The sequence below is a fragment of the Streptomyces sp. SCSIO 30461 genome, from assembly GCF_037023745.1.
Taxonomy (GTDB): Bacteria; Actinomycetota; Actinomycetes; order Streptomycetales; family Streptomycetaceae; genus Streptomyces.
This window is the reverse complement of record NZ_CP146101.1, coordinates 3,227,166-3,248,193: the sequence shown is the minus strand read 5'-3', so window position 1 is coordinate 3,248,193 and position 21,028 is coordinate 3,227,166. Positions and strand designations below refer to the sequence as shown.

General features: G+C 69.6%; 22 protein-coding genes, 1 tRNA gene, 1 pseudogene and 1 riboswitch. Of the genes and pseudogenes, 6 read left to right on the top strand and 18 right to left on the bottom strand.

The window, feature by feature from the left end; genetic code table 11:
- Positions 1 to 34: 34 nt before the first annotated feature.
- From V1460_RS14385 to V1460_RS14365, 5 genes are all read right to left on the bottom strand, one after another.
- A tRNA-Pro gene (locus tag V1460_RS14385) sits at positions 35 to 111 on the bottom strand.
- Positions 112 to 349: 238 nt separating this feature from the next.
- Positions 350 to 589 (bottom strand): chaplin, encoded by a 240-nt coding sequence (locus V1460_RS14380; protein ID WP_338674116.1) that lies wholly within the window; start codon positions 587 to 589, stop codon positions 350 to 352.
- Positions 590 to 611: 22 nt separating this feature from the next.
- The gene (gene tgmB / locus V1460_RS14375; RefSeq protein ID WP_338674115.1) at positions 612 to 1,595 is read right to left on the bottom strand and encodes an ATP-grasp ribosomal peptide maturase; all 984 of its coding nucleotides are present in this window, start codon (positions 1,593 to 1,595) and stop codon (positions 612 to 614) included.
- A 17-nt stretch (positions 1,596 to 1,612) separates the two neighbouring features.
- A complete protein-coding gene (gene tgmA, locus V1460_RS14370) occupies positions 1,613 to 1,804 on the bottom strand; it encodes a putative ATP-grasp-modified RiPP (protein WP_338674114.1) in 192 nt (63 codons plus the stop codon).
- A 506-nt stretch (positions 1,805 to 2,310) separates the two neighbouring features.
- Entirely contained in the window at positions 2,311 to 2,454 is a 144-nt protein-coding gene (locus tag V1460_RS14365) for a hypothetical protein (protein WP_338674113.1), read from the bottom strand.
- Here V1460_RS14365 and V1460_RS14360 point away from each other — a divergent pair.
- Positions 2,453 to 3,649 (top strand): acyl-CoA dehydrogenase family protein, encoded by a 1,197-nt coding sequence (locus V1460_RS14360; protein WP_338674112.1) that lies wholly within the window; start codon positions 2,453 to 2,455, stop codon positions 3,647 to 3,649. The two genes, V1460_RS14365 and V1460_RS14360, sit on opposite strands and share 2 nt — an antisense overlap.
- A 179-nt stretch (positions 3,650 to 3,828) precedes the next feature.
- Here V1460_RS14360 and V1460_RS14355 read toward each other — a convergent pair whose 3' ends face one another.
- The 6 genes from V1460_RS14355 to V1460_RS14330 all read right to left on the bottom strand — a co-directional run bounded on the left by V1460_RS14355 (position 3,829) and on the right by V1460_RS14330 (position 9,450).
- Positions 3,829 to 4,404, bottom strand: coding sequence for a GAF domain-containing protein (locus V1460_RS14355; RefSeq protein WP_338674111.1), 576 nt, complete (start codon positions 4,402 to 4,404; stop codon positions 3,829 to 3,831).
- Positions 4,404 to 5,039 (bottom strand): ATP/GTP-binding protein, encoded by a 636-nt coding sequence (locus V1460_RS14350; protein WP_338674110.1) that lies wholly within the window; start codon positions 5,037 to 5,039, stop codon positions 4,404 to 4,406. The genes V1460_RS14355 and V1460_RS14350 overlap by 1 nt, the downstream gene beginning before the upstream one ends.
- Positions 5,017 to 5,388, bottom strand: coding sequence for a DUF742 domain-containing protein (locus V1460_RS14345; RefSeq protein ID WP_338674109.1), 372 nt, complete (start codon positions 5,386 to 5,388; stop codon positions 5,017 to 5,019). Before V1460_RS14345 ends, V1460_RS14350 begins: the two co-directional genes overlap by 23 nt.
- Before the next feature lie 2 nt (positions 5,389 to 5,390).
- Positions 5,391 to 5,825 carry a roadblock/LC7 domain-containing protein gene (locus V1460_RS14340; protein WP_338674108.1) on the bottom strand — a complete coding sequence of 145 codons (435 nt, stop codon included), beginning with the start codon at positions 5,823 to 5,825 and terminating at the stop codon, positions 5,391 to 5,393.
- Positions 5,826 to 5,832: 7 nt separating this feature from the next.
- Complete coding sequence (locus tag V1460_RS14335) at positions 5,833 to 7,605, bottom strand: ATP-binding protein (protein WP_338674107.1); 1,773 nt, start codon at positions 7,603 to 7,605, stop codon at positions 5,833 to 5,835.
- 603 nt (positions 7,606 to 8,208) lie between these two features.
- Complete coding sequence (locus tag V1460_RS14330; RefSeq protein ID WP_338674106.1) at positions 8,209 to 9,450, bottom strand: MBL fold metallo-hydrolase; 1,242 nt, start codon at positions 9,448 to 9,450, stop codon at positions 8,209 to 8,211.
- 249 nt (positions 9,451 to 9,699) lie between these two features.
- Here V1460_RS14330 and V1460_RS14325 point away from each other — a divergent pair, with 249 nt between their 5' ends.
- From V1460_RS14325 to V1460_RS14315, 3 genes and pseudogenes are all read left to right on the top strand, one after another.
- Positions 9,700 to 10,905: a Glu/Leu/Phe/Val dehydrogenase dimerization domain-containing protein gene (locus tag V1460_RS14325; RefSeq protein WP_338674105.1), complete on the top strand. Its 1,206-nt coding sequence runs from the start codon at positions 9,700 to 9,702 to the stop codon at positions 10,903 to 10,905.
- A gap of 55 nt (positions 10,906 to 10,960) precedes the next feature.
- Entirely contained in the window at positions 10,961 to 11,581 is a 621-nt protein-coding gene (locus V1460_RS14320) for a TetR/AcrR family transcriptional regulator (RefSeq protein WP_338674104.1), read from the top strand.
- A gap of 123 nt (positions 11,582 to 11,704) precedes the next feature.
- A pseudogene (locus tag V1460_RS14315) lies at positions 11,705 to 11,824 on the top strand (radical SAM protein); the annotation flags it as partial.
- 15 nt (positions 11,825 to 11,839) lie between these two features.
- Here V1460_RS14315 and V1460_RS14310 read toward each other — a convergent pair.
- A complete protein-coding gene (locus V1460_RS14310; RefSeq protein ID WP_338674103.1) occupies positions 11,840 to 12,631 on the bottom strand; it encodes an SGNH/GDSL hydrolase family protein in 792 nt (263 codons plus the stop codon).
- A gap of 255 nt (positions 12,632 to 12,886) precedes the next feature.
- Between V1460_RS14310 and V1460_RS14305 the strand changes: the two genes are divergently transcribed.
- Complete coding sequence (locus V1460_RS14305; RefSeq protein ID WP_338674102.1) at positions 12,887 to 14,470, top strand: IS1182 family transposase; 1,584 nt, start codon at positions 12,887 to 12,889, stop codon at positions 14,468 to 14,470.
- 210 nt (positions 14,471 to 14,680) lie between these two features.
- Here V1460_RS14305 and V1460_RS14300 read toward each other — a convergent pair whose 3' ends face one another.
- The gene (locus V1460_RS14300; RefSeq protein WP_338674101.1) at positions 14,681 to 15,676 is read right to left on the bottom strand and encodes a LysM peptidoglycan-binding domain-containing M23 family metallopeptidase; all 996 of its coding nucleotides are present in this window, start codon (positions 15,674 to 15,676) and stop codon (positions 14,681 to 14,683) included.
- A gap of 4 nt (positions 15,677 to 15,680) precedes the next feature.
- A riboswitch (cyclic di-AMP (ydaO/yuaA leader) is annotated at positions 15,681 to 15,834 on the bottom strand.
- 408 nt (positions 15,835 to 16,242) lie between these two features.
- Here V1460_RS14300 and V1460_RS14295 point away from each other — a divergent pair.
- A complete protein-coding gene (locus V1460_RS14295) occupies positions 16,243 to 17,058 on the top strand; it encodes a tyrosine-protein phosphatase (RefSeq protein ID WP_338674100.1) in 816 nt (271 codons plus the stop codon).
- Between the two features lie 19 nt (positions 17,059 to 17,077).
- Here V1460_RS14295 and V1460_RS14290 read toward each other — a convergent pair whose 3' ends face one another.
- The 5 genes from V1460_RS14290 to V1460_RS14270 form a co-directional block, all read right to left on the bottom strand.
- On the bottom strand, positions 17,078 to 17,218 hold the full coding sequence (locus V1460_RS14290; RefSeq protein WP_338674099.1) for a DUF6126 family protein: 141 nt from the start codon (positions 17,216 to 17,218) through the stop codon (positions 17,078 to 17,080).
- On the bottom strand, positions 17,218 to 17,853 hold the full coding sequence (locus tag V1460_RS14285; RefSeq protein ID WP_407077455.1) for an XRE family transcriptional regulator: 636 nt from the start codon (positions 17,851 to 17,853) through the stop codon (positions 17,218 to 17,220). The genes V1460_RS14290 and V1460_RS14285 overlap by 1 nt, the downstream gene beginning before the upstream one ends.
- Positions 17,854 to 17,918: 65 nt before the next feature.
- Positions 17,919 to 19,301: an aspartate aminotransferase family protein gene (locus tag V1460_RS14280; RefSeq protein ID WP_338674098.1), complete on the bottom strand. Its 1,383-nt coding sequence runs from the start codon at positions 19,299 to 19,301 to the stop codon at positions 17,919 to 17,921.
- A 26-nt stretch (positions 19,302 to 19,327) separates the two neighbouring features.
- On the bottom strand, positions 19,328 to 20,347 hold the full coding sequence (gene hpnH / locus V1460_RS14275; RefSeq protein WP_338674097.1) for an adenosyl-hopene transferase HpnH: 1,020 nt from the start codon (positions 20,345 to 20,347) through the stop codon (positions 19,328 to 19,330).
- A 5-nt stretch (positions 20,348 to 20,352) separates the two neighbouring features.
- Positions 20,353 to 20,985 carry a 1-hydroxy-2-methyl-2-butenyl 4-diphosphate reductase gene (locus V1460_RS14270; protein ID WP_338678050.1) on the bottom strand — a complete coding sequence of 211 codons (633 nt, stop codon included), beginning with the start codon at positions 20,983 to 20,985 and terminating at the stop codon, positions 20,353 to 20,355.
- Positions 20,986 to 21,028 lie beyond the last annotated feature (43 nt).

The window sequence follows — 21,028 nt, the reverse complement described above, 5'->3', positions numbered from 1 at the left end:
TTACGAGGAAACGGCCTCCGACCGGCGGATTCGCTGGTCGGGACGACAGGATTTGAACCTGCGACCCCTTGACCCCCAGTCAAGTGCGCTACCAAGCTGCGCCACGTCCCGGTGCCCGTCTGACCTGGGGTTTCCCCCGGCCGATCGCGCACGAGAACCATACCGCACTTCCCAGGGTGGTCACGAACCGTTTCCCGGTCGGCCGTCAGACGGCTCGACGAGCACGATGTGTAACGGCTCGGGCACGGTCGGGCCCGGTGGTCCTACGCCACGTTCCCCCGTTCAGAATCCACCGGGCCCAGGCGTCAGGGCGTCCCGCCGCCTGTTGCCGTACCGTCCCGCCCGACGACTACGCGAGGCAGTAGACACCCATCGCCGGATTGAGGAACCCGATGACGGTGAAGCTGTTGCCGCAGAAGGTGAACGGCATGTACACCGGCATCTGGATCACGTTGCCCGACAGCACGCCCGGCGAACCCGACACCACACCGATGGCGGTGGGGCCGTCGTGGGCCGCGGCGGCACCGGCGCCGCCGAGGACCGCGGCGGTGGCCAGCGCGGCCGATGCCACCAGAGTGCGCATACGCATGGTCTCTCCTTGGGGGAGGTGGTCATAGAACACGATGACCATCCCCCGCGGACGCTCTCGGCATAACGCGGCTCGACCCGTTCGGCGCAGCGGCGAGCCAACCGGCGACCGCGTCCGCGATGGGCTGGCCTGTCTCCAGTTCGATGAACCCGAACTGCCCGCCCTGGTTGCACTCCAGGAACCACCACACCCCCTCCTCGTCCTCCGCGAAGTCGAAGGCGGCATACGCGAGGCCCGCCTCGCCCGCGTAGTCGCGGACGGCCCGGGCGATCCGATGGGGCACCTCCACACCTTCCCAGCTGTGGCCGGTGCTGCCGTAGCGCCCGTCGACCTGGTCGGACGCGGCGAGCTTGCGCGCCGCGAACAGCCTGCCGCCCACCGCGGTGAGCCGGATGTCGGCACGCTTGGCGATGTACTGCTGGAGCAAAGTCGGGGCGGCGGCGACCGAGGAGAAGTCGGCGTCCTGGTTGATCCGGGTGGTGGGCAGGGCGACCGGCGGATCACCGACCGGCGGCCCGGAAGCCGATTTCACGACGATGTCCCGGTACTGGGCGGCGAACTGCCGCGCCACCCGCGGGAAGGTGGTGATGACGGTGGGTGGCACGGCGAAACCGCTGCGGTGCGCGAGGCTCAGCTGCCAGGGCTTGCATCGGGCCTGGGCGGACATGGCGGGATGGTTCATCCACCGCGCGGTGGCGGAGTACAGCATCCCGTAGAGCGCCTGTTCGGTTTCGGCGGTGAGCCACTTCGACGGCGCCGGGGCGTGGGCCGCGGGTTCCCCCGGTCTGCGCACCCATATCGAGCGCAGGGCGCCCATACTGAGCAGGCGCCCCTCGGTGGACAGATGGCCGTAGAAGTCGCCTTGCACGTATTCGGCGGACATGGCGGCCTCGCCGGGAACGTCGGCGGGATCAAGGCGCACCAGGGGCACGCCTCGTTCATGCAGCTTGGCGACCACCATGTCGGCGGTCACGTCCTGCCGACAGGTCAGGATGAGCACGGTCATTTCTCGCGCCGGTCTGTTCAGTCGTCGAAGTGGGTCTTGGAACCGGCCGTGGATGTGGTCGTCCCGGTCGCCAGCAGCACCGCCCTGTCATCGACGGCGGGACGCCCGTCCGCCAGCACGTTCAGCTGGAGGGCGGGGTCGTAGCTGTAGGAAATCGTGACCGCTGGACTCTCGGCCGGAAGTACGAAGTTCAGTACGAACGGTCGCATGAGTCTCCTTCGTCGACTGTCTGCACACGCGTAACTGTACGTGCTGAAGTCGTAGGCAACTCATCACCATGCGTTACCGCAGGCCGGGATGGTGGTGAATGTCATCACAATATGTTCGCTCAACCTTTCGACCCCTGACTCTCGTCTTCCAGAAACGCGGGTCGGCGCCGAAGTGACTGCGCGCTGATGGCCCCCAACTCCCTGTAGACATAACCCAGTTCTCGCCGAGTCGGGAGCTGTCTGACATCCAGTGAGCGAATACTTTCCACCCCGGTCGAGCCCGAAACGCGGGGTGCCGCCGCCGACGCGGCAACACTGCAGCGCCCGGAGCGGACCGGGGCGCGGGACGGCACAACCACGCGCCCGGCGCTTCCGCAAAACCTTTGCCCTTGGCATGTGGCAAGGAGCGGCCGGGAGGGAATGCCCTTCGGGAGGACCGGCGGGCCGCTACCACCCAACGCACAGCTTCAATCAAACGTCAACGGTCCGGGTTTCAGCCATAGTTGTCAGTCTGCCTGGATGCCGTTGGCGGTGATCAACACCATGGGGTGCCACATGGTGGCCGGCCCGTACGGCACGGGACCGCGCCGATGCACCACCAGTTCGCACACCCGCGCGAGCAGGCGTTTTCGCAGAGGAGGGCTCGCCATGGACGGGTACTTCACCAGCCGACCGCACCATCAGCTCAGGGAGAGCGTCAGGCGTTTCGCCGAGAACGAAGTCCGCCCCCGGGTTGCCGCGATGGAGTCGGCCCGGACGGTGCACCACGAGTTGTCGCGGCTGATCGCACGTCGGGGCTGGCTCGGGGCGACGATCGACAAGGCGTACGGCGGCATGGGAGCCGGGCACCTCGCCAAGACCATCATCATCGAGGAGCTGTCCCGGGTCAGCGCCGCCATGGGGGCCATGGTCCAGGCCTCCCAGCTGGGCGCCGCGAAGGTGGTCCACTTCGGCAGCGAAGAGCAGAAGAAGACCTGGCTTCCGGCGATCGCCGCCGGGGAGTGCCTGCCCACGATCGCGGTCACCGAGCCCGAGTCGGGCGGTCATGTGCTGGGCATGACCGCCACCGCCGTACGTGACGGCGACGAGTATGTCGTCAATGGCCGAAAGGTGTACGTCGGCAACAGCCATGTCGGCGATCTGCACGGCGTCGTGGTCCGCACGGGTCCGGGATCAGGGGGCCTGACCGCCCTCCTGGTCGAATCGGGCCGGCCCGGCTTTCGCACGGGTGAACAGAAGCCGACCATGGGCCTGCACGGTTTCAGCTTCGGAGAGCTGTTCTTCGACAACTGCCGGGTACCGGTGACGAACCGGCTCGGCGCGGAGGGAGACGGCCTCGCCGTCGCCTATTCCTCCAGCGTGCTGTACGGACGGGCGAACCTCACCGCGGTCGCGCTCGGCATCCACGAGGCGATCCTGGAGGAGAGCACGCGCTTCTGCTCGGAACGCCGACGTTACGGCGCGCCTCTGCATGAACTCCCCTCCATCAAGATGAAGTTGGGGCAGCTACAGTCACGTCTGATGACTGCGCGGCTTGCCGCCTACCACGCGGTTCATCTGCTGGACCAGGGGATTCCCTGCGACGCGGAGCTGATGAACGCGAAGCTGGTCAATGTCGAATCGGCCCTGGACTCGGCGCGGAACGCGATGGAGATCCATGCGGCGGCCGGACTCTTCACCGACCGCCCCATCGAGCGCTATCTGCGAGACGCCCACCACATCTTCGCGCCCGCCGGCACCTCGGACGTCCAACTGCTACGGCTCGGTGAGGTGGCGTTGGGCACCGCCAAGGGGCAGTGGTCGCAGACCCTTTCGGAGGTCACCCGGCTGACTCCCGCCCTGTGACGGGGTGGGGCCGACCGGCCGACGAAGCGTCTTCGGCGCGGTCATCGTTCGGTGTCCCGGCCCTCCGTCCCACACGCCTGCGGCATCCCGCGTCACTGCCCACCCTCGGTGCCGACGCGGCATTCCATCACCACATCACACCGTGCGCTCCGCCGTCGCCCCGGTGTCACGACACACCATCAGATTCCGACGTCCTCACGGCGGTGGATCTGCTCCGCCAGTTCGGCGGCCAGTGCCTTGATCGTCTCGAGCCCGGCCCGGCCCCAGGGGCGCGGCTCCGTGTCCACCACGCAGATCGTGCCGAGCGCGATCCCCGTACGGTCGATCAACGGCGCCCCGAGATAGGACCGGATACCGATCTCGTCGACGACCGGATTCCCGGCGAATCGCGGGTAGTCGCACACGTCCTCCAGGACGAGTGCCTTGCGCCGCACCACCACATGGGGGCAGTAGCCGTGGTCGCGTGCCATGAAGCGGCTCACGTCGGCGCCCGTCGCCGCGGTCGCCGCGTCGAGCTGCTCTCCGGAGTGGCTGCCCGTCGGAGTGTGCAGCCCGGCGAAGAACTGCTGGTTCTCATCGATGAAGTTGACCATCGAGTACGGGGCTCGGGTCACTTCGGCAAGGCGGTGCGCGAAGTCGTCGAAGGCCGGCTCCGCCCGCTCCCCCAGCCCTAGTTGGCGCAGCCTGCCCACCCGTATCGGCGCGTCGCGGTCGATGGGGGTGAGCAGCAGGTGCCCGGTGGGGTCGTACGTCATCAGTGTGCTCCGTAGCTCGGCACCGCCGCGGGTGCCGGTGTGGTGGTCAGCAGATACTGGACGAGGGTGACCAGGGTCCGTATCCCGGAACTGCCGATACGGGCGTCGCACAGCACGACGGGTATCTCCGGTTTGAGGTCGATGGCGGCCCGCACCTCATCCGGCTCATATCGGTGGGCACCGTCGAACTCGTTGACGGCGACGACGAACCCGATACCCCGCCGTTCGAAGAAGTCGACAGCGGCGAAGGACTCCTCCAGGCGGCGGGTGTCGGCCAGCACGACGGCACCCAGTGCTCCTTCGGAGAGTTCGTCCCACATGAACCAGAAGCGCTCCTGGCCCGGCGTGCCGAAGAGGTACAGCACATGGTGTTCGTCGAGGGTGATACGGCCGAAGTCCATGGCGACGGTCGTGGTGGTCTTGGACTCGACCCCGTCGAGCCGGTCCGTCGCCTCACCGACCGTGGTCAGCAGTTCCTCCGTGCTCAGCGGCTCGATCTCGCTCACCGCTCCGACGAAGGTCGTCTTGCCGACCCCGAATCCCCCCGCGACCAGGATCTTCAACGCGGAGGGGAAGCGGTCAGCGGCCGAACGTCCCGGGAGGCTGCGGATTTCAGAGCCGTCGTCGTAGGCCATCGAGCACTGCCTCCAGCAGAGAGCGGTCGGTAGGGGCCTCCTGGAAGCGGGGCGCCCGCGCGGTGACGGCGCCGCACTCCACGAGATCGGACAGGAGCACTTTGGTGACGACCGCCGGGAGCCGCAGATGCGCGGAGATCTCCGCCACCGATGTGGGTCCGTCACACAGCCCGAGCGCCAGGGTGTGCTCGGGGCCCAGATGGGACTGCGGCGCCGAGCCGGTCGCCATCACCAGCGAGAGCAGGTCGAGTGCGGCCGTCGGACGGGTCCTGCCGCCGCTCACCGTGTACGGACGGATGAGGCGCCCGGCCGCGTCGTCGAGCCAGGGCCCGTCCTGCGGGGCGGGCACGGTCAGTGGCCCGTGATGGTGGGCGCTCCGGCCGGCTGTCTCGCCGGGGTGACCAGATAGGGCCGCACGCTCTTGACGAGCATCGCCATCTCGTATCCGAGGACCGCGGCGTCCGCCTCGCGCCCGGCGAGCACGGCCAGGCAGGTGCCCGAACCCGCGGTGGACACGAAGAGCAGGGTCGAGTCGAGTTCGACCACGACCTGGCGGACCTCGCCGCCGTCACCGAACCGGGCACCTGCGCTGCGGCCGAGTGAGTACAGCCCGGATGCCAACGCGGCCATGTGGTCGGCGCTGTCGGCGTCGAGGCCGTGCACGGACTTCACCAGGCCGTCACAGGAAAGCAGCACCGCGTTGTGGGTGTACGGCACTCTCTGGACCAGTCCGCTGAGCAGCCAGTCGAGATCCGATGAATGACCGGTCGGCGTATCGCTCGCCATGGTGCATCTACTCCTTGTGGGTGTCGCCCCGAAGGTGCGGTTCGTGGGGGGCGGTCGGGGGACTCTGGTTCTGTGCGAGGCCGATACCGCGCTGGAAGGCGGCTATCAGGCCCGGGTCGTGGATCGCCTGCTCCTCTGCGGGCCGCGGGACCGGATCGTGGCGCAGTTGCGGCGCCAGGTGTTCCTGGGCGCGGCGCTTGGGGAGCGTGGGGCGCGGGCCGGTCGCACCGGGTGTCGGGAGCGGGCTGTGGGCGGTGGCGTCCGGTCGCTGCGCCGGCCGCGGGGGATGAGCCGGTCGCTGAGGTGGCTGGTGCGGGATGCCGGGACCCGTGGTGACGTAGGTGAGTGAGCGCTGCGGGCCGCCGACCGGGGTGGTCGTGGGCGGCGGGTCGGTGACGGGTGCGGAAGCCGTGGCGGGTGCGGGGGCGTTGTGCACCGGAGGCGGCACGACGGAGTTCGGGCCGATCCGGTCGGGCTCGTACACCGGAGTCTGTCCCGTCTGCGGGGCGGCGTCGGCCTCCTCACCGAGCAGGCCCTTCGGCAGTACGAGTACGGCCTGGATGCCACCGTAGATATTGGACTGGAGGCGCACCGCGACACCGTGCCGACGCGCGAGAGCGGACACCACGAACAGCCCGATGCGGCCGTCCTGCAGCATCTTGGCCACGTTGGCCTGGTCGGGGTCGGCGAGCAGGGAGTTCATCCGGTGCTGCTCATCGGCGGACATGCCGAGGCCCCGGTCCTCCACCTCGACGGCGAGGCCGGCCGTGACATGGGAGGCACGCAGCAGGACCTGGGTGTGCGGGGCTGAGAACAGCGTGGCGTTCTCGACCAGTTCGGCGAGCAGATGGATGACATCGGCCACGGCGTGGCCGCGTAGGGTGCCGTCGATCGGCGGCACGAGTTTCACTCGCGGGTACTGTTCGACCTCGGCGATCGAGGAACGAAGCACTTCGGTCATCGTGACCGGATTCGACCACTGACGGCGGGAGATGGCACCACCGAGCACGGCGAGGTTCTCCGCGTGGCGGCGAATCCGGGTGGCGAGGTGGTCGACATGGAAGAGGCCCTTGAGCAGCTCGGGGTCCTCGACCTCGTTCTCCAGCTCGTCGAGCAGCTGGATCTCACGATGGACAAGGGACTGCAGTCTGCGAGCCAGGTTGACGAAGACCTCTACCCTCTGATCGCTGCCGGCGCCGGCGAGCCGGGATGCCTGGACCACCGCGGCGACGGCGGCGTCATGGGACCGGTTGAGCTCATGGGCGAGCAGCTCGAATTCGTCAGCTTCTCCGTCGGGGACCGCTATATCGCAGCGGGGCCCCGGGCGCTCACCTCGGCGCAGTCCCTCCATGACCGTGCGGAGCTCCGCCTGGCTGCGGGCGGTCGAGCGGCGCAGCCTGTCGCAGCGGTCGGCGACGGACCTCGCGGTCCGGTTCGCGCTGAGGACCGCGGCAACCACGGCCGCGATGGCCAGGGCTGCTGAGCCCAGCAGGGCGAGCCAGAGGGCGATCGATGGCCGCAGTGCGGTCGACCGGATGGTGAAGAGCACCGCGGCGGCGCCGCTGAGCGTGGCGACCACGGCGGGGATGACCGCGCTGCGCAGCAGTCGGGGACGTATCCGGGACTCCGGTGCCGATGCCGGTCTGGGCTGCTGCCTGCCTGAGGGAGGAGTGCGGGGGGAACGGGGGCCTGCGGCGGGGGTGCGTGAGCCCGACCGACCGTGGCGTCCGCCGCCCTCGCGGCGCTCCGGCCGCGCGGCGGGTGCGCGAAGTTGAGACATCAGCGTCCTTGGTACGTGGCCGTACTACGGGTGTTCAGCTGCGGCTCAGCGGACGGGCACCACAAGACGACGTGAGCCCACCGTTGATCACCGGACACACACGGTAGTCGTCAACCGTTCATCTGCGGTGGGCAGTTGACAAACTTGCCCGGGAAGGGTCCGTCTCTGGTATGAGCCTTCGTACGGCAGAACGAAATCCCACCGCGCTCAAACAGGGACCTCTCCCTTCCGTCGCTGACGACGGTGACGCGGCCACGGGCGCCTGGACGACCAGCACCTGCGGGGAGCGAGCCGGGTACGCGCTTGACGGGAGGCCCTTCCCCCTCCCCGCCAAGCCCGCACCGGGTCACATTCCCCAGGCGTCACGCCCTCCATGACTCACCGAGGCGTCGGACCCGGCGAGCCCGGGAGATGCCGCGCCGCCCCTCGCCAACTCCTGGACGCCGCGGCGGCGCTCTTCGCCGCACACCCGCACGACGACGTGACGATGGAACTCAGCCGTGCCGGGGCACCTCCCAGGCCAGGCTCAGGGAAGGCGCGAGCCGGTGAGGACCCATCAGGTCACGGCAGGATGAACCCCATTCGCTCGCAGTGGTACGCGTCTCAGCCCGCCGGGGCAGCCTCGGGAGCCTCCGCGTCGGTGCCGCTCGCACCGGCTCCGGGGCTCCGCGGCGCGGAACCCCCCGGCGCCGGGGCGGTGGCCGTTGCCGGCGCAGCCGAGGGGGACGCTGAGATCGGGCGCCACCAGGGCGTGGCGGGGACACCGGGCGCGGTGGGCTCGAAGGGCTGCCCCGGCAGCGGCAGAGCGAGCTGCGCTCCGCTCGCCGCCGCGGCGCTGACACAGCCCTCGCCGGGCTCGTCCCACGGATGCGGCGCGAGGTTGAACGTCGCCCAGTGGATCGGCAGCATCACCCCGGTCGGCCGGCCGCCCTGGAGGTCCCGGTGGGCCTGCAGGCCTTCGGCCGGGGTCATGTGTATGTCTGGCCAGTACTCGCTGTAGGCACCGATCTGGATCATGGTCGCCTCGAACGGGCCGTGTTCGGCGCCGATCTCCTTGAAGCCCGGGAAGTAGCCGGTGTCACCGCTGTGGAAGAGGCGGTGGCCGCCGGACAGCCCGAGCACCGCCCAGGAGGCCCAGAGCGTGTGCTGCTGGTTGCGCAACCCGCGCCCGCAGAAGTGGCGGGCCGGGGTGGCGGTCAGCCGCAGCCCCGCGATCTCAGCCGACTCGCCCCAGTCGAGCTCACGCAGCCGGGTCTCGGACACACCCCAGCGCTCCAGGTGCGCGCCCACGCCGAGAGGTGCCACGAACACGCTGTCCGTGGACGCCAGGGCGCGGATCGTGGGCATGTCCAGATGGTCGTAGTGGTCGTGCGAGATCACCACGACGTCCACCGGACCGAGTGCGGTGAGCGGTACGGGCACGGGATGCAACCGCTTGGGGCCGGCGAACGCGAACGGCGAGCAGCGCGAGCCCCACACCGGGTCGAAGAGCACCCGGCGGCCGTCGATCTCGGCCAGGACGCTCGAATGACCCGTCCAGGTGAGCCGGAGTCCCGTGGCGGGCGGCGCCGCCAGATCCGCGAGGGCGTCGAGGTACAGCGGAATGGGCGCGGCGGGCGTACGCAGCCGGCGGGCCTCCCGCTCGAAGTAGATCTTCGCGAACTCGAACGTGGAGCCGGACGGCCTGGTCCTGGCATCCACCGGGTTCCGGAAGACCCCGTCCGCGAAGTTGGGCGAGCGGCGGATCCGCTCCATCCGCTCCCCGTCCGGGTCGGCCCCGAACGCGGCTGGGCGCAGGGACCGCAGCCTGGAGCGCAGGGAACTCGGGGTTGCGGCGCCGGCCACTGGGCCTCCTGGGGTCCGGAAGTCTTCCTTGCGGGACTTCCATTATGTGCGGGGGTACGACAGTGCGGGAACGCGCCCGTGGGGCGGCTGATTCCCGACGATGAGGCATGTCACATCAGGTCGGCGGGTGCCATGGCGTACGGACCGGCCGTGTTGCTGCCTCCGGCCTGCGCGGATATCGCGTTGACACGAGTCCGCGGTCTCCAGATACTGACCGACGGTTCAGTCCGTCACCCCGCTGGAGGCTCCATGTCCGCCGTGGACACCACCGCCGCTCCGCTCATCTCGCTCACCTGGACCGACCAGGTGACGGGGCGACAGGGCCATCTGGTGGTCGACCGTCTCGTACGCGGGGTGGCCAGCGGCGGACTGCGGATGCGCGCGGGATGCACCCTGGACGAGGTCGCCGGGCTGGCGCGCGGTATGACCATGAAGGAGGCCCTGCACTTCCACGCGGACGACCCGACCGCTCGCTATGTACCGCTCGGTGGCGCGAAGGGCGGGATCGACTGCGACCCGCGGGACCCGGAGGCCTACGGCGTACTCGTCCGCTATCTGCGCGCGATGCGTCCCTACATCGAGAGTTGCTGGACCACAGGGGAGGACCTGGGGCTCAGTCAGGACCTGGTCGACCGGGCAGCCGCGGAGGCGGGACTCGTCTCGTCCGTGCAGGCTGTGTTCCGACTGCTCGACGACGAGTCGGCGGCACGGAGGCGGCTCGCGGACGCCTTCGCCATCGAGGTCGACGGCATCGGCCTCGACGAGTTGGTCGGCGGCTGCGGTGTCGCCGAGTCGGTGCTCACCGCTCTCGACCGCGCCGGCACCGTCCGGGCCGGAGCCCGGGTCTCCGTGCAGGGGTTCGGCACGATGGGTGGAGCCACCGCGCGGTTCCTGTCCCGGGCAGGCCTGCGTATCGTCGCCGTGGCGGATGTCAAGGGCACCATCGCCAACCCCGACGGCCTGGACGTGGAGTCCCTCCTCGCCGCGCGGGACGCGTACGGCACGGTGGATCGCAGCGCGCTGCGGTCGCACGACACCGAACTGCCGGGTGAAGCCTGGCTCTCGGCCGACGCGGATGTGCTGGTCCCCGCCGCCGTCTCCTATGCCGTCGACCCGGCCAACCAGGCCGGGGTGCGGGCCCGCTGGATCGTCGAGGCGGCCAATATGCCGGTGCTTCCCGACGCCGAACGCCTCCTCGCCGCCCGCGGGGTGACGGTGCTGCCTGATGTGGTCGTGAACTCGGGCACCAACGCCTGGTGGTGGTGGACCCTCTTCGGCGACATCGCCGCCGACGCGGACGAGGCCTTCGCCCACACCCGCCGTTCCATGCGCGCCCTGGTCGACCAGATGCTCGCCCGCGCCGAGGCGGACGCCACCACCCCCCGTGCCGCCGCGCACGCGATCGCCGCCGAACGACTGCCGGTGATCACGGAACGCTATGGCTGGTACGGCTGAGGGCATCCGTGGCGAAGCCCCGTCCGGCTCGTACACGCGTGTGTAGGGTGACCGCGTGGCGAGAGTCCGGTTGAGCGTGGCCGAACGGCGCGAGGAACTGCTGCGCGCCGCCGTGGCACAGATCGAGGCCCGCGGTGTGACGGCCGTACGCGTCGCCGATGTCGCCGCGTCGCTCGGAGTCAGCAACGCGCTGGTCCTGTACCACTTCGAGACCAAGGAAAAGCTGGTCGCCGCCGCCTTCGCGCACGCCGCCGACGCTGACCTGTCCCGTCTCCGCCGCATTCTGGGCCGCCGTACCTCCGCGCTGCGCCGACTGCGCGCCGCTGTTCGCTGGTACGCCCCCACGGGCAAGGCCAAGGGCTGGCGGCTGTGGATCGAAGGCTGGGCGTCTTCGCTGCGCGACCCCGCGCTGCGCGTGGTCGCGCGCGACCTCGACCAGCAGTGGAAGGCCGCGATGACCGCGGTCATCGCCGAAGGCACGGCAGCGGGCGAGTTCCACTGCTCCGACCCCGCCTCCGCCGCCTGGCGGCTCACGGCCCTGCTGGACGGCCTGGCCGTACAGATGACCGCTTATGGCGGCACGCTCACCCGGGCCGCGATGCTGGCCTGGACGGACGAGGCACTGGCCCGCGAGCTGGATCTCGAACGCGGGGCGCTCACCCGGCAGACCCCGTAGGCACGGCGGTCCGGGAAACCCTGGGGGACGTCCGGTGCGGTTCACCGCGGCGGCCTTCGGTGGGGGCATCCCGACCTTCCTCACCGCCGCCGAGCTGACCAGGCTGGTGCCGCACGGGCGAGTGCTGTCTGCGACTGCCGTGTCGGCCGTATCCATCTGGAGTCGCTGCCGCTGTACGACGTGTTCGCGGGCGGGGTCCTGGAGCGGATCCCCGCCCGCGAACACACCGAGCGGTCCCCGTAGGGCGCGGTGCACGCCTCAGAGAGGCAGCAGATCGGGACGCTTCGGCTCCACATGGTCGCCCGAGGACTCACCTCGCAACCGCCTGCCGATCCACGGGACCAAGTACTCCCTGGCCCAGTTGATGTCGTCGCGGCGGACATCCAGCGTGTTGCGGGGCGGCAGCGGGGGCCACTCCTGGTCCGGGTCGGCGGGGACCTCGATGCCGAGCACCTGGGCGGCACGCAGGGCGACGCGGGTGTGGCCTTCCGGTGAGAGGTGGAGCCGGTCGTCGTCCCAGGCGCGGCGGTCCTGGACGGACCTGAGCGACCAGAGATCGAGCACCGGGCAGCCATGGCGGTCGGCGATGGCCCGTACGTGCGCGGTGTACGTGGCGATCTTGCCGCGCAGATGGCGGAGTACGGGCACGCCACGGGTGTCGAACCCGGTGGTCACCATGACGGTGCCGACGGATGCGCGGAGGTCGGCCACGGCGCGCTCGAAGCGCTCGGCGACGTCGTCGGGGTCGGTGCCGGGCCGGATGATGTCGTTGCCCCCCGCGCAGAAGGTCACCAGGTCGGGGGCGAGTTCCTTCGCTCGGGGGACCTGCTCCGCCACGATCTGGTCGAGAAGCCTGCCGCGCACGGCGAGGTTGGCGTAACGGAAGGTGTGCTCCGGTACACGGTCGTCGAGCAGCACGGCGAGGCGGTCTGCCCAGCCGACGAACTGCTCGTCGGGCCCCGGATCCCCCACGCCCTCGGTGAAGCTGTCACCGATCGCCGCGTACGACCCGAATGCCGTGTCTGTTGTCGATCTCGAATCGTCTGCCACGTCACGACATCATTCACGGCCGGAAGTGACCTACGCCACCGTAGGAGGGGTTGACGGGGCGTGACATAGACCACCGAGCCGGCTCCCGGCGGACGGGAATAGCGGCACCGCACATGCGTCCGCCGCTCCCCCCGTCAGGTGGGGAGCGGCGGAGGTCTCTAGGTGACTGGTGTTAATCGTGTGAGCTCGCGCTGGGTCTTCGTCCTGTGTCAGGCTGCGGGGTGTTGGTCGCTGGGTGTGGGGAGAGGTTGAGCGATGGCAGTGGGCCGGACTCCGATGCAGCCGGGGTTGCTCTCCTCCACAGTGGGTTTCTGCGAGGGTCGGCTGGCGCCGAACTCGATCTACGCGGTGCTGCACCGCGAGTGCCGGGCGTTGTTCCCCGATGAGATGTTCGCCGATCTGTTCGCCGAGGACGGCCGCAGGTCGGTGCCGCCGATGATCGTGGCGGTCGTGATGGTCCTGCAGCGTCTGGAGGGTTTGTCCGATCGCGAGGCGGTCGAGCGGTTCGCGTTCGATGTGCGCTGGAAGTACGCCGCCGGCGGGCTGGACTTCGACCATCCGGGGTTCGTGCACACCGTGCTGGTCGACATGCGGGCGAGGCTTGCCGCTTCCGCCCGGCCGAACCGGATCTTCGAGCGGACGGTAGAGGTTGCTGCACAAGCCGGACTGGTCGGCCGCAGGAGGGTGCTGGACTCGGCACCGATCTATGACGCGGTGGCCACGCAGGACACCATCACGCTGATCCGTTCGGCCATCCGCGGCCTGCTGCGGGCGGCCGATCACGTGCTGCGGGCCGAGCTGCGGGCGGTGATCTCCAGCGGGGACGCCTACACCAGCACGGACAAGCCGGTCATCGACTGGACGGACGCGGCCGAGCGGGAAGCCCTCATCGATTCGCGGGCCCGTGACGGGTTCGCGCTGCTGACCGTGCTGGACGGCCGGGCCGTGCCCGGGGATGTGGGCCAGGCCGCGCGGTTGCTGGCCACCGTGCTGGGCCAGGACCTGGAGCAGGACGGGGGCGTCTTCAAGATCGCCCGCAAGGTGGCCGCGGACCGGGTCATCTCCACGGTTGATCCCGAGGCCCGGCACGGCCACAAGACCGTCCGCCGGTCCTTCGACGGTTACAAGGGTCATGTGGCCGAGGAACCCGACAGCGAGGTCATCACCGCGACCGAGGTCACGGCGGGCAACGCCGGCGATGCCGAGCCCGCCGCCGACCTGCTCGCCGACGTTCTCCAACCACCTGCCGCCGAGCAGGCAGACCAGGCGCGGGCCGAAGTCTACGGCGACGCCGCTTACGGGACCGGGCCGCTGCTGGCCGAGCTGGACGACGCGGGCGCCCGGGTGATGGTCAAGGTGCAGGCGGCCAACGCGCCCGGTGGGCGGTTCTCCAAGGACGCCTTCACCATCGATCTGGAGGCAGGGCAGGTCACCTGCCCGAACCAGGTGACCGCCGCGATCCGCCCGAAGTCTGATGGCGGTGGGACGGCCTGCTTCAAGACCGCCTGCGCCGCCTGCCCCCTTGCGGCGCAGTGCACTACCGCCAGGAACGGACGCGTCATCACCATCGGCCCTCACGAAGAACACCTGGCCCGGGGCCGGGCTCGCAGTGCGGACCCCGTCTGGCTGGCCGCCTACCGGGCCACCCGCCCCAAGGTCGAACGCAAGATCGCCCACCTGATGCGGCGGCGACACGGCGGACGCCGCGCCCGGGTGCGGGGCCGGGCCAAGATCGCCGCCGACTTCTCCTTGCTGGCCGCCGCCGTCAACGTCGCGCGGCTCGGCGTGCTCGGAATCATGTCCACAGGCAGTGACAAGTGGGCGGTCGCCGCCGGCTGACCGTCCCGAGGGCGCCCTGGACCATGCAAACGACCCGCACGCGGCCGTGCCAAGCCCTCAACAGCCCCCACGACGGCCACGAACCGCCCACACGCCGCCCGACCACCAGCCAGCAACCACGACCCTGACACCCCCAACGGCGACACCGCACGCCCAGGACGACCCGCTTAACACCAGTCACCTAGACGTCGCCTCAGTCGGAGAGGTGGTTCAGAGGCGGACGCCGTGCTTCCGGAGGTAGGCCAGCGGATCTATGTCGGAGCCGTAGCCGGGTGCGGTGCGGATCTCGAAGTGGAGGTGCGGACCCGTGGAGTTGCCGGTGGAGCCGGAGAGGCCGATCTGCTGTCCGCCGCTCACGTCCTGTCCGGCCGAGACGGACAGGACGGAGAGGTGAGCGTACTGGGCGTAGGTGCCGTCGGTGTGCCGGATGACGACCTGGTTCCCATACGCTCCCGCCCAACCGGCCGAGACGACAGAGCCGGGACCGACGGACTTGACCGAGGTGCCCGTGGAGGCGATGAAGTCGAGACCGGTGTGGTAGCCGCTGGACCACAGGGCACCCGGGGTGCGGTACGCGGTGCTGACACCTCCGGTGACCGGGGCGGAGTAGAAGGACGCCTTGTCCTGCGGGGCCGGGACCTCGGGAGCCGCGGCAGCCTCGACCTTGGCCTTGACCGCGGACTCACCCTTGGCCTTGGCCTCGGACTTGATCTGCGGGGCGGTCGGGGCCGTCTTGGGGGCGTCGGCGGTACGGTCGGCCGAGCGCGAGGCCCGGTCCGGCCGCGCCGGCGCCTGGGCGGGGCGCTCCGCCGGGGCCGCGGCCCTCGCCGGGGCGCCGAGGGCGAGCTTGAGGCCCGGGTGGATCAGCGAGGGATTCTCACCGACAGCCTCGCGGTTGTCGGCGTACAGCTTCTGCCAGCCGCCACGAACCCGCTGTTCGACGGCGATCTTGGAGAGGTGGTCGCCGGGCGCGACCGTGTAGGTCTTGGGCGACTTCGGTGCGGCGACGGCCTGTGGGACTGCGGCCTGGCGGATGGCGGCGGTGCGTTCGGCGGTGACCGTGGGAGCGGACTGCCCCGTGGCGTGCGCCGCACCCGCGGCGCCGATGAGCGGTAGTGCGATGGCGGCGCCACCCGTACCCGCGGCAACGAATCCGCGGGCGAGCGGGCTGGTCTTCGGTCGGCGGTGCTTACCCCGTCCGGGCATGGCGAATTCCTCTCCGGCGCCTGCGAGGTGAGCTGTCGGATTCGGGCTGGAGCTGCCCGGCCGCGCGAAGGCGCGACTACACCCCTAGCCGTCCGGAATCCCGGGACGGCGGCTTACCTGGGTCCCCCGCTCCTGCCACGCGTGGGTGTGTGCGGAATTCCGGTCGGCGGCAGGATTCGGCGGTCCGACCGGATTGCGGTGACCGTAGGCGAGTCGGACGAGCCGTACAAGCAGTGCTATTCAGTCGGCATTCGCCCGCGCGATATCAACGGGGATTTTACGGTCACTCTGCGTGGATTACGGATCTTTGATCGCCTTATAGGCAAAGGGTTTTGATGGGGAGACACGGCGACGGACCGTCACGAATATGATCCCGCTCACGACGGGAATACCATCCCATTACCAATGGGTGCACTCTGCCTTAATCAACTAAAACGGACACAAGCCGCATTCAACCCAGAGAGGAGCGCATCGGGCGGGGTGATTTTTTGGGGAATCCATGTCGTATGGTCGGGTGCACACCGCCGTCGGCGTGCGACACCCACCGCAGACACGGAGGAGCCCCCGTGACACAGCAGCTGCCCCAGGCCCCCTCGACCGAGCCCGAACTCTCGGGCGTGCGCAACTTCCGGGACGTGGGTGGACTGCCGACCGTGGACGGGCGCCGGGTGCGACACGGCAGGCTGTTCCGCAGCGGGCACCTCGCCCATGCCACCGCCGACGACGCAGCGTTCCTGACTTCCCTCGCACTCCACACGATCTTCGACTTCCGCAACTCCGCCGACCACAGGCTGGAGGGGCCCGATGTCGAGCTGCCCGGGGTGCGGAACGTGAACATCCCGCTCAGCGACCCCGCCGACGGCGCCGAGTTCTGGAGGATGGTGCATGACGGCGATCTGGAGCAGCTGCGCTCGATCCTCTCCGAGGGCAAGGCCGCCGACCGGATGTCCGATTCGTACCGGAAGATGGTCCGCGAACGGACGGACGAGCACAGCCGGGTCCTGCACTCCCTGGCCGAGGACAGCGTCCCCGCACTGATGCACTGTGCTGCGGGCAAGGACCGCGCGGGCCTGTCGATCGCGATCTCACTGCTCGCGGTCGGCGTCGAGCGGGACGCCATCGAGGCCGACTATCTGAAGTCGAACGACCCCCACCGCCGCTACAGGGTGCGCCGCAGCGACACATCACCGGCCGGAATGTCCCCTGAGGTCATGGAGCTGCTGCGACCGCTCTTCGACGCGCGTGCGGAGTACCTGGCGGCCGCCTTCGACACCATCGAGGAGACCTGGGGCGGCACTGAGCGCTATCTGACCGAGGGACTCGGCCTCACCTCCGCAACCCGGGAGCGGCTGCGCGACCGCCTGCTGGACGGATCGGTCTGAGCACCTGCCCGCTCGGGACTCACTGCCCGCCGACGGTGAACAGCAGATAGAGGAACGCCGCGAACAGGTGCCCCGCGACGAGATAGGCGAAAAGACGGACAGCCAGTCCGAGCGGGAACCTCTGATCGCTCGATCGCGACTTTCCACGCTTTTCAGTCATCACGCTTCTCCTCGGGTGTGCGGGCGGGCATGCGGATCGGGGCTCTGCAGCAGGGTGTGGACGAACATCAGTTCCACGCCGCCTGGCGTGGCTGCGGCGATACGGTGCGGTGTGAGCGAGTCGAAATGGGCGCTGTCCCCCGGGTCGAGTTCGTGCACGGTGTCGCCGAGGCCGAGCCGCAGTCGTCCCTCCAGTACGTGCAGCCACTCCTCGCCCGGGTGGACCCGCACGAGATCGCCCTGGGCTCCGTAAGGCACCCGCACCCTGAGGGCCTGCATGGCGCGCCCCCGCCCGCCGGCCTGCCGGTAGCTCCAGCCGTCGGCTTCCGCGGGACCCATCCTGCCGCCGCGGATGACGGAGTCGCGTTCCGGTGGGTGCTCGCCGAGCAGTTCGGCGACGGTCGTGCCGTAGACCCTCGCGAGGGTGAGCAGCATCGGCAGCGAAGGCTGCCGCCGACCGGTCTCCAGCCGGGACAGATGCGCGGGCGACAGGCCCGCCCGCTGGGCGGCGGCCTCCAGGGTGAGGCCGCGACGGCGGCGCAGGGCCCGCAGGCGGGGGGCCATGTCGGGCAGGTCGTCCGACGGCCGGCCCGGGTGCTCCGACTGCTCTGCGGGGCCTGAGGCGGAAAGGCTCATGCGTCCATTGCGCCAGGGTCTTTCCCCAGAGGCAAACTCTTTGCCTCTGGGGCAAATCAGCAAGCCTATCGCTGGGCCACGGCCTGCTTCACCAGAGTCCTGCCGAAGTCCCACATCAGCCCGCCGCCGTGCGCCTCGTCCATCACAGCGGTGAACGCGGCGACGAACCGGTCGACCTCCGCCGCCCCGATGACCAGCGGGGGAATCAACTTGATCACCTCCATGTGGTCCCCCGAGACCTGAGTGAGGATGCGGTGCTTCTCAAGCAACGGCGACACCACCATCTGCGCGAAAAGCCCCTTGCGAGCGGCTTGCAACATGGTCCACCGGCCGCGCAGTCTCAGCGATGACGGCCTGCCGAACTCGATGCCGATCATCAGGCCCCGGCCCCGGACCTCTTTCAGCAGCTCATAGCGGTCCACGAGCGCCGCGAGCCGGGACTTCAGCAGTTCGCCGGTGGTTCGCGCGTTGGCGACGAGCCGCTCGTCCTCCAGGACCGCCAGCACCGCGAGCCCGGCGGCCATCGCCTGCGCGTTCGCTCCGAAGCTCGCCGAGTGCACCAGCACCCGGTCCATGGACGAGTACACCTTCTTGAAGATCCAATCCCGGCAGAGCGTCGCACTGACCGGGACGTAGCCGCCCGAGAGAGCCTTGGCGACGCACACCAGGTCGGGCTCCACCCCCTCCTCGTGCTGGTAGGCGTAGAAGTCACCGGTCCTGCCGAGGCCGGTCTGCACCTCGTCGGCGATCAGCAGGGCGCCGTTGCGGCGCAGCAGTTCCTGCGCCGCGCCCAGGAACCCGGGCGGAGCCTCGTGCACGCCCTTGCCCTGGATGGGTTCCACGACGAAGGCCGCAACGTCTCCGCGCCCCAGCTCACGTTCCAGGGCCGCCAGATCTCCGAGCTCGACGGCCGTGTCGGGAAGCAGCGGGGCGAAGCCGTCACGGAAGCCCGCCTCTCCGTTGATCGAGAGCGAGCCGGTGGTCAGCCCGTGGAAGGCGTGCGCGCAATAGAGCACCCTGGGCCTGCCGGTGGCGTACCTGGCGAACTTCAGGGCCGCCTCGACGGCCTCCGTACCGCTGTTGCCGAAGTACACCCGGTCCAGGTGCGGACTGTGGGTCAGCAGCCTCTCGGCCAGCAGCCCGGGCAGTGGCGAGCAGTCGAAGCGGGTGAGGTCGGCGAGTGAGGCGTCGAGGACGTCGTGCAGCGCCCTGCGCACGACCGGATGGTGCCGACCGAGGCCCATGACACCGAATCCGGCGAGCATGTCCAGGTAGTCGGCTCCGTCCGTGTCCCAGAAGTACGCGCCCTCACCGCGCTCGTACACTTTGTCGAACCCGATGGTGTGCAGCATGCGCGGCAGCTGGTGGTTGAGGTACCGGCTGTGCAGCTCATAGCGCTCGCCGCCGCGCTCCCTCAGCAGCCGTCCGAGGTCGAAACCCTCGCTCATCGCCCGCGCCCCTCGCTCTCTCCCAGTCAGCGGTTGCCGGACATGGTCTCCCGGGCAGCCCTCAGCGACTCCTTGAGAGAGCCCATGGTGGCGAGTACCGCGGTGGGCTCATAGCCGCAGTGCGCCATGCAGTTGGCGCAGCGCGGATCCTTGCCCCGGCCGTACTTGCTCCAGTCGGTCTCTTCGACCAGTTGACGGTACGTCGGTACGTAGCCGTCGCTCATCAGATAGCACGGCCGCTGCCAGCCGAAGAGCGAGTAGTTCGGGATGGCCCACGCCGTGCACGGGAAGTCGACCCGGCCTTCCAGGAAGTCCAGGAAGAGGGGTGAGTGGTTCAGCCGCCAGCGCTTTCGGTTGCCTCCCGCGAAGGCTTTCCGGAAGAGCTCCCGGGTCTGCTCGACTCCGAGGAAATGCTCCTGGTCGGGCGCCTTCTCATAGGCGTAGGCGGGCGAGATCATCATCTCGTCCACCTCGAGCTCGTCGTTGAGGTAGTTCAGCACCTCGATAATGGTCTGGGGTGTGTCGGTGTTGAAGAAGGTGGAATTGGTGGTGACCCGGAAGCCGCGCTGCTTGGCCTCCTTGATGGCCGCCACCGCCTCGTCGAAGACGCCCTCTTTCGCGACGGACTCGTCATGCCGTTCGCGCAGGCCGTCGATATGGACGGCGAAGGCGAAGTACGGCGACGGGGTGAAGGCGTCCATCTTCTTGCGCAGCAGCATCGCGTTGGTGCACAGGAAGACGTACTTCTTCCGGTCCACCAACTGCTTCACGATCTCGTCGATCTGAGGGTGCATCAATGGCTCGCCACCGGCGATGGACACCATCGGCGCCCCGGACTCCAGCACAGCTCCGACCGCCTGGGCGACGGGCATGCGCTGCTTGAGCACGCCTGCCGGATGCTGGATCTTCCCGCAGCCCTCGCACTTCAGATTGCACGCGAACAGCGGCTCCAGCTCCACGATCAGCGGAAACTTCTCCCGCTTGCGGAGCTTCTGTTCGAAGAGGTAGGTCCCGACCCTGATGGATTGGCGAAGCGGCATGGCCATCTGGCTCACCTCCTGGGGAGCAGCGAAGAACGGTGCCATTCATGGAAAGCAGGAAGGACGGCACGCAGGACACGGATTGCCGATATTCCACCGCGGACCGTGCCAATGCGGACCAGTTCATGCTCTGGAGCGTCCACGACCACCCGGACGGCCGCAACGGGGCGCACACCGGCGCTCAGAGCGCTGTGGAGCGTGGCGGCGGACTCCATGTCCGCCGCGATCGCGCCGGTGGCGCCGAGCGCCGTCCGTTCCTGGCCGCGCACCACATGGTCGGTCCCGGCGAGCGGGCCGCAGTGGACTGTGTGTCCGGGCGGCAGGACGCGGGCCAGTTCCCGGACGAGCAGCGGGGCATCGTCGCAGGGAGTGGCGCCCCAGGGGCCGCGGGTCTCGACGGCTACGACCAGGTCGCCGGGATGCATTCCCGGGACCAGCCCGGCGCAGAAGCCCGATGCCAGGACAGCGGCGTCACGCAGCCGAGGGGCGAGGAGCGCGCGATCGACGGCGCGCCGCGCGTTCGCCGGGCCCATCCCCGTGCGGAGCACGGTCACCGGCCCCGGCGCGTCGGCATGGCCCCTGCGCCCGCCGCGCAGGGCGAGCCGCTCGATGCCGAGGGCACAGGCGATCAGCAACTCGGGCATCCCACCATCGGACCGCGCGGTGGGTGCGTCGGAGTCCGGGGTG

Bases quoted from the DNA above. Each gene is read 5' to 3' on its own strand.
- V1460_RS14285 (WP_407077455.1), bottom strand. From the start codon at position 17,853: ATGAGCCTTTCCGCCTCAGGCCCCGCAGAGCAGTCGGAGCACCCGGGC.
- V1460_RS14380 (WP_338674116.1), bottom strand. From the start codon at position 589: ATGCGTATGCGCACTCTGGTGGCATCGGCCGCGCTGGCCACCGCCGCG.
- V1460_RS14325 (WP_338674105.1), top strand. From the start codon at position 9,700: ATGTCCGCCGTGGACACCACCGCCGCTCCGCTCATCTCGCTCACCTGG.
- V1460_RS14280 (WP_338674098.1), bottom strand. From the start codon at position 19,301: ATGAGCGAGGGTTTCGACCTCGGACGGCTGCTGAGGGAGCGCGGCGGC.
- V1460_RS14290 (WP_338674099.1), bottom strand. From the start codon at position 17,218: ATGACTGAAAAGCGTGGAAAGTCGCGATCGAGCGATCAGAGGTTCCCG.
- V1460_RS14355 (WP_338674111.1), bottom strand. From the start codon at position 4,404: ATGACGTACGACCCCACCGGGCACCTGCTGCTCACCCCCATCGACCGC.
- V1460_RS14300 (WP_338674101.1), bottom strand. From the start codon at position 15,676: ATGCCCGGACGGGGTAAGCACCGCCGACCGAAGACCAGCCCGCTCGCC.
- hpnH (WP_338674097.1), bottom strand. From the start codon at position 20,347: ATGGCCATGCCGCTTCGCCAATCCATCAGGGTCGGGACCTACCTCTTC.
- V1460_RS14360 (WP_338674112.1), top strand. From the start codon at position 2,453: ATGGACGGGTACTTCACCAGCCGACCGCACCATCAGCTCAGGGAGAGC.
- V1460_RS14350 (WP_338674110.1), bottom strand. From the start codon at position 5,039: ATGGCCTACGACGACGGCTCTGAAATCCGCAGCCTCCCGGGACGTTCG.
- V1460_RS14365 (WP_338674113.1), bottom strand. From the start codon at position 2,454: ATGGCGAGCCCTCCTCTGCGAAAACGCCTGCTCGCGCGGGTGTGCGAA.
- V1460_RS14305 (WP_338674102.1), top strand. From the start codon at position 12,887: ATGGCAGTGGGCCGGACTCCGATGCAGCCGGGGTTGCTCTCCTCCACA.
- V1460_RS14270 (WP_338678050.1), bottom strand. From the start codon at position 20,985: ATGCCCGAGTTGCTGATCGCCTGTGCCCTCGGCATCGAGCGGCTCGCC.
- V1460_RS14340 (WP_338674108.1), bottom strand. From the start codon at position 5,825: ATGGCGAGCGATACGCCGACCGGTCATTCATCGGATCTCGACTGGCTG.
- V1460_RS14335 (WP_338674107.1), bottom strand. From the start codon at position 7,605: ATGTCTCAACTTCGCGCACCCGCCGCGCGGCCGGAGCGCCGCGAGGGC.
- tgmB (WP_338674115.1), bottom strand. From the start codon at position 1,595: ATGACCGTGCTCATCCTGACCTGTCGGCAGGACGTGACCGCCGACATG.
- tgmA (WP_338674114.1), bottom strand. From the start codon at position 1,804: ATGCGACCGTTCGTACTGAACTTCGTACTTCCGGCCGAGAGTCCAGCG.